A 14,799-nucleotide genomic window follows, 5' to 3' on the forward strand; every position below is an offset into this window, starting at 1 on the left:
TATCTGATTCGTGTCGTCACGGCACACGTGAAAAGATCAATACTCATGTCGACCCCTGCAGCTCAGAAACCGACCGCGAAACCGCGGGTGCTCTCCGGCATCCAGCCCACCGCCGACTCGTTCCACCTCGGCAACTTCCTGGGTGCTCTGCAGCAATGGGTGCCTCTGCAGGAGGACTTCGACGCGTTCTACTTCATCCCGGACCTCCACGCGATCACGGTGGCGCAGGACCCGAAGGAGCTGCGTCGCCGCACGAAGATCGCGGCGGCGCAGTTGCTGGCGCTCGGCATCGACCCCGACCGCGCCACGCTGTTCGTCCAGAGCCAGGTGCCCGAGCACGCGCAGCTGGCGTGGGTTCTCAACTGCATCACCGGTTTCGGTGAGGCCAGCCGCATGACCCAGTTCAAGGACAAGTCGGCGAAGTCGGGCAGTGAGAACGCGAGCGTCGGGCTGTTCACATACCCGGTGCTGATGGCCGCCGACATCCTGCTCTACCGCCCGCAGCGGGTCCCCGTCGGCGAGGACCAGCGTCAGCACCTCGAACTGGCCCGCGATCTCGCGCAGCGATTCAACACCCGGTTCGGCAAGGCGTTCGTGATCCCCGAGGCCCAGATCATCAAGGGCACCGCCAAGATCTACGACCTGCAGGATCCGACGTCGAAGATGAGCAAATCCGGTCCCAGCCCGGCCGGCCTGATCAATCTTCTCGACGACCCTAATGTGTCGGCGAAGAAGATCAAGTCCGCGGTCACCGACAACGAGCGCGAGATCCGCTACGACCCGCAGGCCAAGCCCGGCGTGAGCAACCTGCTCACCATCCAGTCGGCGCTGTCCGGCACCCCGGTCGAGACGCTGGTGGCCGGTTACGAGGGCAAGGGGTACGGCGATCTGAAAACCGATACGGCTGACGTACTCGCCGAATTCGTGACACCGTTGAAAGCGAAAGTAGAGGGTTACCTCTCGGACGAGGCCGAGCTCGACCGGGTCATCGCGGCCGGCGCGCACCGCGCCCGTGAAGTGTCGTCGCAGACGCTGGCGGCCGTGTACGAGAAGGTAGGTTTCCTGACACCGAAGGGATGAGCACTGTGGCTGACGAACCGAGTTTTCTCGACAGGCAGCGGGCAGCGCGCCCCTGGTTCGACCATCTGATGCGGGCCGCCCAGCGGTACCAGCAGCAAAAGGGTGACTATTACGCGGCGGGTATCACGTATTTCAGTGTGCTCGCGTTGATTCCGATCCTGATGGTGGCGTTCGCCATCGCTGGTTTCGTGCTCGCCGGGCAGCCGGAATTGCTGCAGGACCTGCAGGACGCCATCACCAAGAACGTTCCCGGAAGTCTCGGGGACACGCTCAACACCGTGGTCGATTCGGCGATCGCGTCCCGCGCCAGCGTGGGCGTACTCGGCCTGCTCGGTGCCGCCTACGCGGGCCTGGGGTGGATGGCGAATCTACGCGATGCGCTCACGGCGATGTGGGAGAGCCAGCACGAGTCGCAGGGATTCGTGCGGACCAAGCTGGGCGACGCCGCCGCACTGCTCGGGCTGGGTCTGGCGATGGTGGTCTCACTCGGATCCTCCGCGCTGAGCAGCGGTCCGGTGGCCCGGACGGTGGTCGAGGTGCTCAACCTCGACGAGGTGCCCGGCATCGACGCCGGGTTACGCGCACTGTCGGCCGTGGTGTCGCTGATCGCGACGTGGGCGGTGTTCGCCTGGGTGATCGCCCGACTGCCCCGGGAGCCTGTGACGTTCCGTAGCGCGCTCAAGGCGGCGCTGCTCGCGGCCGTGGTGTTCGAGATCTTCAAGCAGGTCGGTGCCATCTACCTGTCGGCGGTCACCGCGGGTCCCGCCGGCGTGGCGTTCGGCCCGATCATCGGCCTGCTCGTGTTCATCTACCTGACCTGCCGGATGCTGCTGTTCTCGACGGCGTGGGCCGCGACTACCAGGGCAAGCCTCGCACTCGCCTTCGTGCCACCGCCGGATCCGGCCGTCATTGCGCCGCGGATCGAGGTGCACGAGGGTCCGGGGGTGCGCGGGGGACTCGCCCTGGTCGGGGTGGGCGCCCTCGCCGCGCTCGGGTTGTCCGGACTGTTCACCCGCAACAAGCACTGAGCCGAGCAACGCCCGTCAGCGCCGCCGGGACAGCCGGCGTGCGCAGAGCACCAGCACGAGGACCACGGCCGCCCCGACTAACCCCACACCCGCCCGCAGCGCCAGCGTGTTGTCGGGGTGGTCGGAACCGGAGGCGACGACGGAACTCGTCGCGGCGGCCGAATCCTGTTGCGGCGGTGCGGCAAGCACCGCGGCGGAACCGTCCTCGGCCGGGTGCAGGTCCTCGAGTGAACCCACCCGTGTGTCGCGGTCGAGGGCGAAACCGTAGTCGAGCAGTCGTGCCGCCTGTTCCCACGGCCGGATCGGCTGGGCCTCGGCTCCCATCAGCGTCACCATCAGCCGGCGACCGCCGTGATCGGCGCCGCCGACGTACGTGTGGCGGGCGTCGTCGGTGAATCCGGTCTTGCCGCCCAGCGCGCCCTCGTAGTTGTAGAGCAGCTGATTGTCGTTGGCGAGTGCGAACGGGGGCCGGTCCTGGTCTTCCGGGATCGCGGGATCCTTCGGGAACCCCGGGAACTGGACCGTCTCCGTGGAGATCAGCTCCGCGAACGTCGGGTTCTTCATCGCGGTGTGGAAGATGAGCGCGAGGTCGAACGGCGAGCTGCTCATGCCGGGACCGTCGAGTCCGGACGGGGTCGCGGTCCTCGTGTCGTGAGCACCGAGGGTGTCGGCGAGGTGGTTCATCTTCTCGACGGTCGCGGTGTCGCCGCCGAGTTGCCGGGCGAGGAGATGGGCGGCGTCGTTCCCCGATGCCATCACCAGGCCCTGCATCAGCTGCCGGTTCGTGTACTGACCGTTCTTGCCTATCCCGACCGCGCTGCCCTCCACGGCGGCGTCCTCGGCGGTGGCGGTGACGGTCTTGTCGAGATCCAGCTCGTCGAGCGCGACGAGCGCGAGCAGCATCTTGATGGTGCTGGCCGGGCGGTACCGGCCGTGCGGGTCCTTGGCCGCGAGCACGTCGCCGCTGTCGATGTCGGCCACCACCCAGCCGGACGCCGCGATGTCGTCGGGCAGGGCAGGCGCGCCGTCGGGCAGGGTCACTCCGCATTCGGCGAGCTTCGGCCCGCCCACCGGCTCGTCGGGCACGGACACGGCGGTCGGCGTCGGATCACCCGGCTGCGGCACCTCGGACAGGTCGATCGCGGGCGCCGGAGCCGACCGGTGCGGGCAGTCGTCGGTGTTCGGGGTCGTGAACGGCGCCGAGGTCGGGGAGGAGGGGACCGCAGGCGGGATCGCACCCGCAGCGCTCACCGAGAGTCCGGCCAACAGGGTTCCGGACACGACCGCGGTACACACTCGACGCCACATCATCGAGAAGGCAGCGTATGCGATGGCCCAGCCGGTTCCGAAAACGGACGCTGTGTCGACACGCATTCGTGACGTCGCCGCACCATTTCGGGCCACGGGCGGCCCGGTGTCAGATGAAACCCATGCCCCGGACGGCGTCGCGTTCGGATTCGAGTTCGGCCACCGACGCGTCGATCCGCTTCTGCGAGAAGTCGTCGATCTCCAGCCCCTCCACGATCTGCCAGGCCCCGTCGACCGAGCGGACCGGGAAGGAGCACACGAGTCCGTCCGGCACTCCGTACGCGCCGGTGGAGGGCAGCGCCACGGACGTCCAGTCGTCCGCGGGGGTACCGAGCACCCAGTCGTGCACGTGGTCGATCGCCGCGTTGGCGGCGGAGGCCGCGGACGATGCGCCCCGAGCCTCGATGATCGCGCTGCCCCGGTTCGCGACCGTGGGAATGAAGTCGCCGGTGAGCCATTCGCGGTCCGCGGCGAACTCGGCGCCGGACCGGCTTCCCACCCTCGCATGGAAGATGTCGGGGTACTGGGTGCTCGAGTGGTTGCCCCAGATCGCGACGCGGCTGATGTCGTTCACCGCGGCGCCGGAGTGCCTCGCCAGCTGGGCGATCGCGCGGTTGTGGTCGAGCCGGGTCAGCGCCGTGAACCGTTCCGCGGGCACGTCGGGCGCGTTGTCCGCGGCCACGAGCGCGTTGGAGTTGGCCGGGTTGCCGACGACCAGCACCCGGACTCCGTCGGCCGCAACCTGGTTGATCGCGCGACCCTGCACGGTGAAGATCTGCCCGTTCGCGGCGAGCAGGTCGCCGCGCTCCATGCCCTTGGACCGGGGCCGCGATCCGATGAGGAGCGCCACGTCGGTGCCGTCGAAGCCATGCTTCGGGTCGTCGTGGACCTCGACATCGCGGAGCAGGGGGAAGGCGCTGTCGTCGAGCTCCATCGCGGTACCCTCGGCCGCGGCAACGGCGGACGGAATCTCCAAGAGCCGCAGTCGAATCGGGGTTTCGGGGCCGAGCATCTCGCCCGCCGCGATCCGGAAGAGCGCCGCGTAGCCGATGCTGCCTGCCGCTCCGGTGACCGTGACCACTGCGGGAGTAGGCGACTGCGCCATGTGTGAACCTCACTGTCCGTCGGGAGCATCTGTTCTCGACACTAGCGCGGAGATTTCACCGTGGAGCGGCTCGGACAGGGAGCTCGAGCACGACGCAGGGCGCCCCCGACCGGATGTGGTCGGGGGCGCCCTGAATCGTGCTCGGGGATCGGACTCAGCGTGCGAACAGCAGCGCGCGCTTGACTTCCTGGATCGCCTTCGTCACCTGGATGCCACGAGGGCAGGCGTCGGTGCAGTTGAACGTGGTCCGGCAGCGCCAGACACCGTCCTTGTCGTTGAGGATGTCGAGACGCTCCGACGCACCCTCGTCACGGCTGTCGAAGATGAAGCGGTGCGCGTTGACGATGGCAGCGGGACCGAAGTAGCTGCCGTCGCTCCAGTACACGGGGCACGACGTGGTGCAGCACGCACACAGGATGCACTTGGTGGTGTCGTCGAAACGTGCACGGTCGTGCTGCGACTGGATGCGCTCACGGGTGGGCTCGTTGCCGGTGGTGATGAGGAACGGCTTCACGGCGCGGAACGCGTCGAAGAAGGGCTCCATGTCGACGACGAGGTCCTTCTCCACCGGCAGGCCCTTGATGGGCTCGACGGTGATCGTGACCGGCTTGCCGTCCTTGGACAGCATGTCCTTCATGAGGAGCTTGCAGGCCAGACGGTTGACGCCGTTGATCCGCATCGCGTCCGAACCGCACACGCCGTGGGCGCAGCTGCGGCGGAACGTGAGCGTGCCGTCGAGGTAGCCCTTCACGTACAGCAGCAGGTTCAGCATGCGGTCCGTCGGCAGCGCCGGCACCTGGAAGCTGTCCCAGTGCTGACCCTCGCCGGACTCCGGGTTCATCCGCGCGATCTTGAGGGTGACCATGACGGCGCCCTCAGGAACGGGAGGAAGGTCCGCCTTGTTCTCGCTCTTGTCGACTGCAGGTGCGCTCATCAGTACTTACGCTCCATCGGCTCGTAACGGGTCTGGACTACCGGCTTGTAGTCGAGACGGATGTCGGAGAGCAGGCCGTCGCCCTCCTTGTATGCCATCGTGTGCTTCATGTACTCGGCGTCGTTGCGGTCCGGGAAGTCCTCACGGGCGTGGCCGCCACGCGATTCCTTGCGGTTCAGCGCACCGACGACGGTGACCTCCGCCATTTCGAGGAGGAAGCCGAGCTCGACGGCCTCGAGCAGGTCGCTGTTGTAGCGCTTGCCCTTGTCCTGCACCGTGATGTGGTTGTAGCGCTCCTTGAGGGCGCGCACGTCCTTGAGTGCCTGGGTGAGGCGCTCTTCGGTACGGAACACCGAAGCGTTGTTGTCCATCGACTGCTGCAGCTCGCTGCGGATGTCCGCGACACGCTCGTGACCGTGGTCGGAGAGGATGGTGGCCATCCACTCGTCGACCATCTTCTCGGGCGTCTCGGGCATGTCGACGAACTCGCTGTTGTTGGCGTGCTCGGCGGCGGCGATGCCGGCGCGGCGTCCGAAGACGTTGATGTCGAGCAGCGAGTTGGTGCCGAGACGGTTCGCGCCGTGGACGGAGACGCAGGCGCACTCGCCGGCGGCGTACAGGCCCTGGACGATCTCGTCGTTGTTGCGCAGCACCTCACCGTTGATCTTGGTGGGGATGCCGCCCATGACGTAGTGGCAGGTCGGGTACACCGGCACGGGTTCCTTGACCGGGTCCACACCGAGGTAGGTGCGGGAGAACTCCATGATGTCGGGGAGCTTCTCGTCGAGGACTTCCTCGGGGATGTGGGTCACGTCGATGTAGACGTAGTCCTTGTTCGGTCCCGCGCCGCGTCCCTCGAGCACCTCGAGCACCATCGACCGCGCGACGATGTCACGGGGTGCGAGGTCCTTGATGGTGGGGGCGTAGCGCTCCATGAACCGTTCGCCGTCGGCGTTGCGGAGGATGCCGCCCTCACCGCGCACGGCCTCGGAGATGAGGATGCCGAGCCCGGCCAGGCCTGTGGGATGGAACTGGTGGAACTCCATGTCCTCCAGCGGAAGGCCCTTGCGGAAGATGATGCCCATGCCGTCACCGGTGAGGGTGTGCGCGTTCGACGTCGTCTTGTACATGCGTCCCGAGCCGCCGGTGGCGAACACGATGGACTTCGCGTGGAAGACGTGGATCTCGCCGGTGGCCAGCTCGTAGGCGATGACGCCGGTGGCGACCGGGCCGTTCTCCGTCTCGGTGATCGCGATGTCGAGAGCGTAGAACTCGTTGAAGAACTCGACGTCGTGCTTGACGCAGTTCTGGTAGAGGGTCTGCAGGATCATGTGGCCGGTGCGGTCCGCGGCATAACATGCGCGGCGCACGGGGGCCTTACCGTGATCGCGGGTGTGACCACCGAAACGACGCTGGTCGATCTTGCCCTCGGGCGTGCGGTTGAACGGCAGACCCATCTTCTCGAGGTCGAGCACCGCGTCGATGGCCTCCTTGGCCATGATCTCGACGGCGTCCTGGTCGGCGAGGTAGTCGCCGCCCTTGACCGTGTCGAAGGTGTGCCACTCCCAGTTGTCTTCCTCCACGTTCGCCAGTGCGGCGCACATGCCGCCCTGGGCCGCGCCGGTGTGGCTGCGGGTGGGGTAGAGCTTGGTCAGTACTGCGGTGCGGGCGCGGGGACCGGCCTCGATCGCTGCGCGCATGCCGGCGCCGCCGGCACCGACGATGACCACGTCATAACGGTGTTCCTGCATGAAGTCTGTGCTCCCCTAGCTCGCCGAGATATTGGGGTCGAAGGTGAAGATGACGTACGTGCCGAGGCCCATGATCAGGATCATCGAGAGAACGAGGATCGTGGTCAGCCAGAAGCGCGTGGAGTCCTTGCGGGAGTAGTCCGCGATGACCGTGCGGAGGCCGTTGCCGCCGTGCAGCTGGGCAAGCCACAGCATGGTGAGGTCCCAGAACTGCCAGAACGGGCTGGACCAGCGGCCTGCGACGAACGCGAAGTTGATGCGGTGCACGCCGTCGTCGAGCATCAGCATGATGAAGAGGTGGCCGAGCACGAGGAAGATCAGTGCGAGTCCGGAGAACCGCATGAACAGCCAGGCGTACAGCTCGAAGTTGTTCTTCGAGGTCCGGCGCGGAGAGCGCGGGTTGTCCAGGCTGGCGGGACGGTCGTAGGTCTTGCCGAGACTCTTGGCTTCTGTCGTCATGTCAGTGCCCCGCAAACATGTTGTAGAAGATGCGGCCGGCGCCCGGGATCATCACCAGGAACCAGATCGCGAGGATTACCCAGAGCATCAGGCGCTGGTACTGCGGTCCCTTGGACCAGAAATCCACCAGCATCACCCGGACGCCGTTCAGTGCGTGGTACAGCACGGCGGCGACGAGAGCGAGCTCCATGAGCCCGACGATCGGGTTCTTGTAGGTCTCGATGACACTGTCGTACGTGTCGGGATTCACACGCACCAGCGCGGTATCCAGCACGTGCACGAATAGGAAGAAGAACGTCATTACGCCTGTGATCCGGTGCAATACCCAGGACCACATTCCGGGGTCGCCCCGGTAAAGCGACCGTGTGCGCTCCTTGGCCGGAGCGGCTTCAGTCGTAGTACTCATCGAGTGCTGTGCCTCCAACGTCATTGGTGGACGTGTCGAGTCTGCGCAGCGTTGCGGACATACCACAACTAGGGACCCGACGTGATCCTGAACCGACTTCTCTGAACTCTAAACCCAACGGAAACGGGGGAACTAATTCGAGTCGGGGTTCGTACCGCCCCCGCAATTGAAGTTAGGTTTGCCTCTCCAATGCGGATTGGGCCGTCGCGGGCGAATCTCTGCATCCATTCAGCCCACGTGATTGGATGGGGAACCATGGTCGAGATCGATTGGAAACTGTTGCGCGCCAACGCGCGTGAGGTGATGGAGCAGGCCTACGCGCCCTACTCCGGATTCGCGGTGGGCGCGGCGGCGCTCGTCGACGATGGACGAATCGTCGTCGGATGCAATGTGGAAAATGTCTCATACGGATTGGGGCTCTGCGCCGAGTGCGTACTGGTCGGTAACTTATTTGCGAGCGGCGGGGGCCGATTAATCGCCTTCACCTGCTGTGACGCGAGTGGCGACATACTCATGCCGTGCGGACGCTGCCGGCAGATTCTCTTCGAGCACGGCGGACCCGGACTGCTCGTCGACCACCGGGCCGGCGTGCGACCACTGGAACAGTTGCTGCCGGACGCGTTCGGTCCGGAGGAGAAGGGGAGAATCAGCCATGCATGACGCCTCGTCGATCATCGCCGCCAAACGGGACGGCAGAGAACTGTCCGGTGCAGAGATCGACTGGGTGGTCGAGGCATTCACCCGAGGCGTCGTGGCCGACGAGCAGATGTCGGCACTGGCCATGGCGATCTACTTCCGCGGGATGACCCGTGAGGAGGTGAGCCGCTGGACCACGGCGATGATCTCGTCCGGACGCCGCCTCGACTTCACCCATCTCGGCCGCCCCACCGTCGACAAACACTCGACGGGCGGTGTGGGCGACAAGATCACGCTCCCGCTCGCCCCGCTGGTCGCCGCGTGCGGCGCCGCCGTGCCGCAACTGTCGGGGCGCGGGCTCGGTCACACCGGCGGAACCCTCGACAAGCTCGAGTCGATCCCGGGCTGGCGCGCCGACCTCGACACGTCCGAGATGGCCGAGATCCTGTCCGACCCCGCCGTCGGGGCCGTCGTCTGCGCCGCCGGCGCCGATCTGGCACCCGCGGACCGGCGACTGTACGCCCTCCGCGACGTCACCGGGACGGTCGAGTCGATTCCCCTGATCGCCAGCTCGATCATGAGCAAGAAGATCGCCGAGGGCACCGGCGCGCTCGTGCTGGACGTCAAGGTCGGATCGGGCGCGTTCATGAAGAAGCTCGACGACGCGCGGGAACTCGCGCAGACGATGGTCGACCTAGGGAGCGACGCAGGAGTACGGACGATGGCGTTGCTCACGGCCATGGACGCACCACTAGGTCACACCGCGGGCAACGCGCTGGAGGTGCGGGAATCGCTGGAGGTGCTGGCCGGCGGCGGTCCGTCCGACGTCGTCGAACTGACTCTCGCGCTGGCACGAGAAATGTTGAAAGCGGCCGGAATCGACGGCGTCGACCCGGCGGACAAACTTCGCGACGGCTCGGCCATGGATCGCTGGCGGAAGATGATCACCGCCCAGGGCGGCGACCCCTACGCCCCGCTGCCGACGGCCCGGCACACCGAGGTGCTGCTCTCCGAGTCGGACGGCGTGGTGTGCGGTCTCGACGCCATGGCGGTCGGACTCGCCGCGTGGCGGCTCGGCGCGGGTCGCGCCCGGCAGGGCGAACCGGTGCAGGCGGGGGCGGGCATCGAACTGCACGCGAAGCCGGGGGAGACGGTGTCGGTGGGAACCCCGCTCGTCACGCTCCACACCGACACGCCCGAACGGTTCGCCGCGGCGAAAGCCGCACTTTCCGAAGCCTGGACCGTGGTGGCCGACGCGCCGTCGGTCACCGCGCCGCTCGTCATCGAGCGAATCGAGGATCCCTCAGGCTAACGTCGACGCATGACCGCACTGGATCTGTCGGCCCTGCGCCGAGCGCCGAAGGTGTTGCTGCACGACCATCTCGACGGAGGTCTCCGGCCCGAGACGGTCCTGGAACTTGCCCGCGACTGCGGCTACGACGCGCTGCCCGCCGACACGGCGCCCGCGCTCGCCACGTGGTTCCGGGAGGCCGCCGACAGCGGTTCGCTCGAGAGATACCTCGAGACGTTCGCGCACACCGTCGCCGTCATGCAGACGCCGGTCGGGCTCGAACGCGTGGCCCGTGAGTGCGCCGAGGACCTCGCCGACGACGGCGTCGTTTACGCCGAGATCCGCTTCGCACCGGAGCAGCACCTCGAGGAGGGGCTGACCCTGGACGAGGTGGTGGAGCAGGTCCTGCTCGGATTCGAGGCCGGTGAGTCCGCGGCCGAGGTGCGCGGTCAGAACATCCGGATCGGGGTCCTGCTCACGGCGATGCGGCACGCGGCGCGGTCCCGGGAGATCGCGGAACTGGCGATCCGGTTCCGGGACCGCGGTGTCGTCGGGTTCGACATCGCCGGCGCCGAGGCCGGCAATCCGCCGAGCCGTCACCTCGACGCCTTCGAGTACATGCGCGGCAGCAATGCGCACTTCACCATTCACGCAGGTGAGGCGTTCGGGCTGCCGTCCATTCACGAGGCCATCGCGTTCTGCGGAACCGACCGGCTGGGGCACGGCGTCCGGATCACCGACGACATCACGATCGGCCCCGACGGCGTCCCGGTGCTGGGCACGCTCGCGAACTATGTGCGGGACAAGAGGATTCCCCTCGAGCTGTGTCCCAGCTCCAACGTCCAGACCGGGGCGGTGGACGCACTCGAGAACCATCCGTTCGACCTGCTCGCCCGACTGCGGTTCCGGGTCACCGTCAACACCGACAACCGGCTCATGAGCGACACGAGCATGAGCCAGGAGATGCTCCGACTGGTCGAGACGTTCGGTTACGGCTGGACGGACCTCGAGCGCTACACCATCAACGCGATGAAGTCGGCCTTCATCCCGTTCGATCAGCGACTGCAGTTGATCGACGAGGTGATCAAGCCGGGATTCGCCGTGCTGGTGGGCTGAGTGGCCCGAGGTCGGGCGCTCACACCTTCCGCAGGCGCGCCTCGAACTCCCGCTCGAGCGTCCGCCACGCCGTGGCCTCGGCGTCGAAGGGTGCGCTGGGCGCCATGCGCGTCGGATCCGGGTTGAGCACGAACGAGACGTACCAGCCCAGCGGCTCGGACGAGGCGAGTGCGGTGTCCACCGAATCGTCGTCCGCGAAATCGGCTGCGTCGGTGAACAACTCGACAGCCAGATCGAGCTGGTCCGCGTCGACGGATTCCGGCCCGGCGGCCAGGTCGTCGGCGAGGCCCGGCAGGACGTAGACGTTCTCGTCCGTGACCTCGACCTCGAGCGACCCGTCGACGGCCGCCACCTGGATCTCCTCGTACGTGCTGACCTGGGCGAGAGCGTGCTCGTGGTTGTCGGCGAGGTACCGGGCCAGCGCGCGTTCCGACGTGAAGACGAAGATCGTGCCGTCGCGACCGAGGAAGATCGCGTCGTCGTCCAAGTAGCAGCGGAGCGTGAAGTACGTCTCCCCTGACGTGATGATCTTGACGGGGTCGACCCCCACCGCACCCCAGAACGAGTCGTCTTCCTCCTCGCCGTCCGCGGTCCCCAGATCGAGTGGGACAAACTCCTCGTCCTCCTCGGCCTCCTCGGCGACGTCGTCCACGTCGACGGTGTTCTCGTCGGCGGCCACCAGCTCGGCCTCGGCGACGGCTACCGCCTCGGCGTCCACCTCGGGGATGGCGACGATGTTGTCGACGGCGTCGAGGACGTCATCCCAGCCCTTCGCGATGGCGGTGCCGATCTGCGCCCACAGTTCCTCGCCCTCGCGACCCTCGAATGCGCTGGCGCCTGCGGGGAGCGCCCCCAGGATGGGGTTCGCGTTGAAGAACTTGGTGACCGCGTCCAGTTCGCAGACCTCACCGATGTTGCGCACCATGTTGAGCGTGTCTTCGAGTTCGCTCACCACGAGAGCCTCGGGGTCGCTCGCCGCCAGCTCCGGCACACCAATCAGATCGAAGCAGAAGTTCTCGTCGGGCTCGAGTTCGGCGGCGGAGAGCCCGGACACCACGCCCCAGGCGGGGTGCTCGACGAGATCGTTGTCGGTATTCGTACGGATGAAGGCAGCCAGTTCTGCCACTGATTCGAATCCGTAGAGGTCTTCCTCGTGACCCAGGAATGCTTCCCACTCGTCGTCGCCCTCACGCCACCGTGGTGCCCACAGTGTCACGAGGTCGCCGTCGGTGAGACCGAGTTCGATCGGGACGATATCTCCAGCCATGGCGCGAAGCCTATCGACCCCGCGGCCAAAGTTATACCCGGGCTGTCTGCGGACCGTTTCCCAGGACCGTCACGCCGAGTCGCGGCAGCCGAGACGTCGTCGGCCAAACGGGCCTGACGCCGCGCACCCCGGCCTTACCACGACGTCCAGTGTGCGTCGAGTCGTTCGAGGAGGCTGCATGTTCCGGATCGGCGATGTGACCCGAAGTCCCCGACGGCGACGTTCGTTCGTCGCCGCGATCGCAGTACTCGGGATGTGCGTGACGACCGTCGCGTGCGGCTCGTCGGACGACTCCGCCGCAGATTCACCCGACTGGGGCACTGAATGGTCGAGTGCCGAACGGCTGCCGTCGACCGCTCAGCTCGAGGGCCCCTCACCCGTCGCGCTGTCGATCCCGTTCGCGCCGTCCCCCGTCGCGGCGACGGACGACCGGAACCATCTGACGTTCGAGGTCCACGTGACGAACACCGCACCCGTTCCACTGCTCGTGCAACACGTGGAGATCGACGTGGCCGATCGACCGGACAGCGTCCTCGCGACCTACGCGGGCGAGGCGGTCGCGGCGAACATGAACCTCGTGGGCGATAACGCGACCCCCACCGACCGCCTGCAGCCGGCCCAGCTCGGAGTCTTCTTCGTCGACGTCGCCATGGACGACGCCACTCCGATTCCGGCCGGCGTACAGGCGACGGTCTCGGTTCGTGCGCTGGGGACACCGCCGCCGGATCAGCCGATCCCCGGCCTCGCCGGCATGGTCGACGAATCCGGTGGGCCTTTGCCGGCCACCCTCGACACGTCGGTGAGCGTGCCGGTCTTCGACGGGACGGTCCCGGTGATCGGCCCGCCGCTCCGCGGAGACGGGTGGGCCGCGATGGAAGGCTGCTGCGCCGACAACACCCATCACCGCCGCGGCGTCTGGTCGGTCGACGGACGCCTGCTGAACTTCGAGCGGTATGCGATCGACTTCCTGGGAGTCGACCGGTAGGGGTTCGCATACCGGGGCGACAACACCAAGGAGAACTACGTCGGGTACCGGGCCGACGTCCTCACGGTGGCGGACGCGGAGGTCGTCTCGGTTCTCGACGGCCAGGAGGAGAACGTGATCGGGGAGCCGCAGCCGGAGCGCAACCTCACCGAGGCGACCGGCAATCACGTCGCGCTCGACCTCGGGAACGGTGTGTACGCGTTCGACGGCCACTTCGTGCCGGGCAGTATCTCGGTGAAGGCGGGCGACGACGTCGAGAAGGGGACGGTGCTGGCCCAACTCGGCAACAGCGGCCAGTCGACGGCGCCGCACCTGCACTTTCATCTGATGGACAACACGAACCCCGCGCTGGCCGAGAGCGTGCCGTTCGAGTTCGATGCGTTCGACCTGGCCGGACACGCGACGCTCGAGGACGTCACGTATCTGCCCAGTCCCCAACCCCGCACCGACGAGATGCCGCTCAGCCAGACGGTCGTCGGCTTCGCCCGCTGAGAATCACACCTTCCCGAACCCGTCCTGCAGCGTCGTCATGACCTGGATGCGCTGCTCGGCGGCGAGCCGGGCCGCCTCCTGCGTCGTGCTCGTGATCATCGCCGCGAGGGTGCACGCGTCGAGCGACGAGATGGAATCGTCCATCCAGAGACCGGTCAAGGTCCCGTTCCCGTCGACTTCGGCGGTGACCTGATCGGACTCGCTCGACGCGCGCGCCGTGACCGCCCGTAGCCCGGCGAGGGCGTCCTCGTGCAGGTTCAGCTGTTCGGTGGCACGCCCGACGACGGCATCCATGTCGTGTTCGCTCACAGTGGTCACATCCAACTCGTCGGGGCGGGTTCTTCCCCGTCCTCGATCACCTGCGCGGCGGCCACGTCCGCGCGGGTCGGCCAGGCCGCCCTGCGGGGACGCGGCGGCCACGTCCGCGCGGGTCGGCCAGGCCGCCCTGCGGGGAGAACGTCTGCCGAACACCCCGAGCAGATCGATGATCGAGCGGGTGGGGAGATCGATTGTGATCACGGTCAGGCCTCCAGCCCGACGGCGTCCGCGCCGAGCGCGTCCGTGGTGGCTGCCTCGGTGCCCTCGTACGTGGCGGCGTTCGCGCGGGCGGTGCTGCTGATTCCGCCGAGCACGCCCAACAGCTTCTCGATGGACGCGAGGTGTGCGGCGTGCGCGGTGGCGAAGTCGCCACCGATCACCCCGAGGACCGGCCCAAGGAGCGGTCCTGCGGCAGCTGCTCCGAGACCCACCGCCTTGCATCTCCGCTGTCATGGGTTGCGGCCGTGGCGGCGAACTCGGCGATACTCGCGGTATCCGCCTCAAGTCGTTCATCGTCATCCCTCAGTTGGATTTGATCCGTGAGTCTTTCGGCGCAAACCCGGTCCTTGAGGTCCGGGTGAGCTGATCTGGTTTTGTCGGAGTGTGTGGCTAGTGTCTGGGTT

The 14,799-nt window shown here is 67.1% G+C and carries 16 protein-coding genes; 7 read left to right on the top strand and 9 right to left on the bottom strand.

Features of this window, described 5'->3' with window-relative positions; genetic code table 11:
* Positions 1 to 45 precede the first annotated feature (45 nt).
* Together trpS and yhjD are read left to right on the top strand one after the other, a co-directional pair.
* Positions 46 to 1,080 carry a tryptophan--tRNA ligase gene (gene trpS, locus RJ1_RS10560; protein WP_073359880.1) on the top strand — a complete coding sequence of 345 codons (1,035 nt, stop codon included), beginning with the start codon at positions 46 to 48 and terminating at the stop codon, positions 1,078 to 1,080.
* On the top strand, positions 1,077 to 2,108 hold the full coding sequence (gene yhjD, locus RJ1_RS10565) for an inner membrane protein YhjD (protein WP_073359881.1): 1,032 nt from the start codon (positions 1,077 to 1,079) through the stop codon (positions 2,106 to 2,108). Before trpS ends, yhjD begins: the two co-directional genes overlap by 4 nt.
* A 15-nt stretch (positions 2,109 to 2,123) precedes the next feature.
* Here the strand turns inward: yhjD and RJ1_RS10570 are convergent, their stop codons facing one another.
* From RJ1_RS10570 to sdhC, 6 genes are all read right to left on the bottom strand, one after another.
* Entirely contained in the window at positions 2,124 to 3,404 is a 1,281-nt protein-coding gene (locus tag RJ1_RS10570) for a D-alanyl-D-alanine carboxypeptidase family protein (protein ID WP_073359897.1), read from the bottom strand.
* 121 nt (positions 3,405 to 3,525) lie between these two features.
* Positions 3,526 to 4,521, bottom strand: a complete 996-nt coding sequence (locus tag RJ1_RS10575) for a malate dehydrogenase (RefSeq protein ID WP_073359882.1) — start codon at positions 4,519 to 4,521, stop codon at positions 3,526 to 3,528.
* A gap of 154 nt (positions 4,522 to 4,675) precedes the next feature.
* Positions 4,676 to 5,455 (bottom strand): succinate dehydrogenase iron-sulfur subunit, encoded by a 780-nt coding sequence (locus RJ1_RS10580; RefSeq protein WP_073359883.1) that lies wholly within the window; start codon positions 5,453 to 5,455, stop codon positions 4,676 to 4,678.
* A complete protein-coding gene (gene sdhA / locus RJ1_RS10585) occupies positions 5,455 to 7,206 on the bottom strand; it encodes a succinate dehydrogenase flavoprotein subunit (protein WP_073359884.1) in 1,752 nt (583 codons plus the stop codon). The genes RJ1_RS10580 and sdhA overlap by 1 nt, the downstream gene beginning before the upstream one ends.
* 15 nt (positions 7,207 to 7,221) lie before the next feature.
* Positions 7,222 to 7,665 (bottom strand): succinate dehydrogenase hydrophobic membrane anchor subunit, encoded by a 444-nt coding sequence (locus RJ1_RS10590; protein WP_005239887.1) that lies wholly within the window; start codon positions 7,663 to 7,665, stop codon positions 7,222 to 7,224.
* Between the two features lies 1 nt (position 7,666).
* Positions 7,667 to 8,071 carry a succinate dehydrogenase, cytochrome b556 subunit gene (gene sdhC / locus RJ1_RS10595; RefSeq protein WP_005239889.1) on the bottom strand — a complete coding sequence of 135 codons (405 nt, stop codon included), beginning with the start codon at positions 8,069 to 8,071 and terminating at the stop codon, positions 7,667 to 7,669.
* 255 nt (positions 8,072 to 8,326) lie between these two features.
* Here sdhC and RJ1_RS10600 point away from each other — a divergent pair, with 255 nt between their 5' ends.
* From RJ1_RS10600 to RJ1_RS10610, 3 genes are read left to right on the top strand one after another with little or no spacing between them, the layout of a single operon-like run.
* Positions 8,327 to 8,731 carry a cytidine deaminase gene (locus tag RJ1_RS10600; protein WP_073359885.1) on the top strand — a complete coding sequence of 135 codons (405 nt, stop codon included), beginning with the start codon at positions 8,327 to 8,329 and terminating at the stop codon, positions 8,729 to 8,731.
* On the top strand, positions 8,724 to 10,019 hold the full coding sequence (locus RJ1_RS10605) for a thymidine phosphorylase (protein ID WP_073359886.1): 1,296 nt from the start codon (positions 8,724 to 8,726) through the stop codon (positions 10,017 to 10,019). Before RJ1_RS10600 ends, RJ1_RS10605 begins: the two co-directional genes overlap by 8 nt.
* A gap of 9 nt (positions 10,020 to 10,028) precedes the next feature.
* Positions 10,029 to 11,114, top strand: coding sequence for an adenosine deaminase (locus tag RJ1_RS10610; RefSeq protein ID WP_073359887.1), 1,086 nt, complete (start codon positions 10,029 to 10,031; stop codon positions 11,112 to 11,114).
* A 19-nt stretch (positions 11,115 to 11,133) separates the two neighbouring features.
* On the opposite strand, the gene RJ1_RS10615 is transcribed toward RJ1_RS10610, so the two are convergent.
* Positions 11,134 to 12,381: a SatS C-terminal domain-containing protein gene (locus tag RJ1_RS10615; RefSeq protein WP_073359888.1), complete on the bottom strand. Its 1,248-nt coding sequence runs from the start codon at positions 12,379 to 12,381 to the stop codon at positions 11,134 to 11,136.
* Positions 12,382 to 12,559: 178 nt separating this feature from the next.
* Here RJ1_RS10615 and RJ1_RS47585 point away from each other — a divergent pair, with 178 nt between their 5' ends.
* Complete coding sequence (locus tag RJ1_RS47585) at positions 12,560 to 13,366, top strand: hypothetical protein (RefSeq protein WP_240319968.1); 807 nt, start codon at positions 12,560 to 12,562, stop codon at positions 13,364 to 13,366.
* 66 nt (positions 13,367 to 13,432) lie between these two features.
* Positions 13,433 to 13,858, top strand: a complete 426-nt coding sequence (locus RJ1_RS47590) for a M23 family metallopeptidase (RefSeq protein WP_240319969.1) — start codon at positions 13,433 to 13,435, stop codon at positions 13,856 to 13,858.
* Positions 13,859 to 13,861: 3 nt separating this feature from the next.
* On the opposite strand, the gene RJ1_RS47595 is transcribed toward RJ1_RS47590, so the two are convergent.
* Positions 13,862 to 14,377, bottom strand: coding sequence for a YbaB/EbfC family nucleoid-associated protein (locus RJ1_RS47595; protein WP_240319970.1), 516 nt, complete (start codon positions 14,375 to 14,377; stop codon positions 13,862 to 13,864).
* A gap of 2 nt (positions 14,378 to 14,379) precedes the next feature.
* Entirely contained in the window at positions 14,380 to 14,607 is a 228-nt protein-coding gene (locus RJ1_RS10630) for a hypothetical protein (protein WP_240319971.1), read from the bottom strand.
* Positions 14,608 to 14,799 lie beyond the last annotated feature (192 nt).

The organism is Rhodococcus jostii NBRC 16295 (assembly GCF_001894825.1).
Lineage (GTDB): Bacteria > Actinomycetota > Actinomycetes > Mycobacteriales > Mycobacteriaceae > Rhodococcus_F > Rhodococcus_F jostii.

Bases quoted from the DNA above. Each gene is read 5' to 3' on its own strand.
- RJ1_RS10610 (WP_073359887.1), top strand. From the start codon at position 10,029: ATGACCGCACTGGATCTGTCGGCCCTGCGCCGAGCGCCGAAGGTGTTG.
- RJ1_RS10600 (WP_073359885.1), top strand. From the start codon at position 8,327: ATGGTCGAGATCGATTGGAAACTGTTGCGCGCCAACGCGCGTGAGGTG.
- RJ1_RS10575 (WP_073359882.1), bottom strand. From the start codon at position 4,521: ATGGCGCAGTCGCCTACTCCCGCAGTGGTCACGGTCACCGGAGCGGCA.
- RJ1_RS10580 (WP_073359883.1), bottom strand. From the start codon at position 5,455: ATGAGCGCACCTGCAGTCGACAAGAGCGAGAACAAGGCGGACCTTCCT.
- sdhC (WP_005239889.1), bottom strand. From the start codon at position 8,071: ATGAGTACTACGACTGAAGCCGCTCCGGCCAAGGAGCGCACACGGTCG.
- yhjD (WP_073359881.1), top strand. From the start codon at position 1,077: ATGAGCACTGTGGCTGACGAACCGAGTTTTCTCGACAGGCAGCGGGCA.
- RJ1_RS47585 (WP_240319968.1), top strand. From the start codon at position 12,560: ATGTTCCGGATCGGCGATGTGACCCGAAGTCCCCGACGGCGACGTTCG.
- RJ1_RS10590 (WP_005239887.1), bottom strand. From the start codon at position 7,665: ATGACGACAGAAGCCAAGAGTCTCGGCAAGACCTACGACCGTCCCGCC.
- sdhA (WP_073359884.1), bottom strand. From the start codon at position 7,206: ATGCAGGAACACCGTTATGACGTGGTCATCGTCGGTGCCGGCGGCGCC.
- RJ1_RS10605 (WP_073359886.1), top strand. From the start codon at position 8,724: ATGCATGACGCCTCGTCGATCATCGCCGCCAAACGGGACGGCAGAGAA.
- RJ1_RS10615 (WP_073359888.1), bottom strand. From the start codon at position 12,381: ATGGCTGGAGATATCGTCCCGATCGAACTCGGTCTCACCGACGGCGAC.
- trpS (WP_073359880.1), top strand. From the start codon at position 46: ATGTCGACCCCTGCAGCTCAGAAACCGACCGCGAAACCGCGGGTGCTC.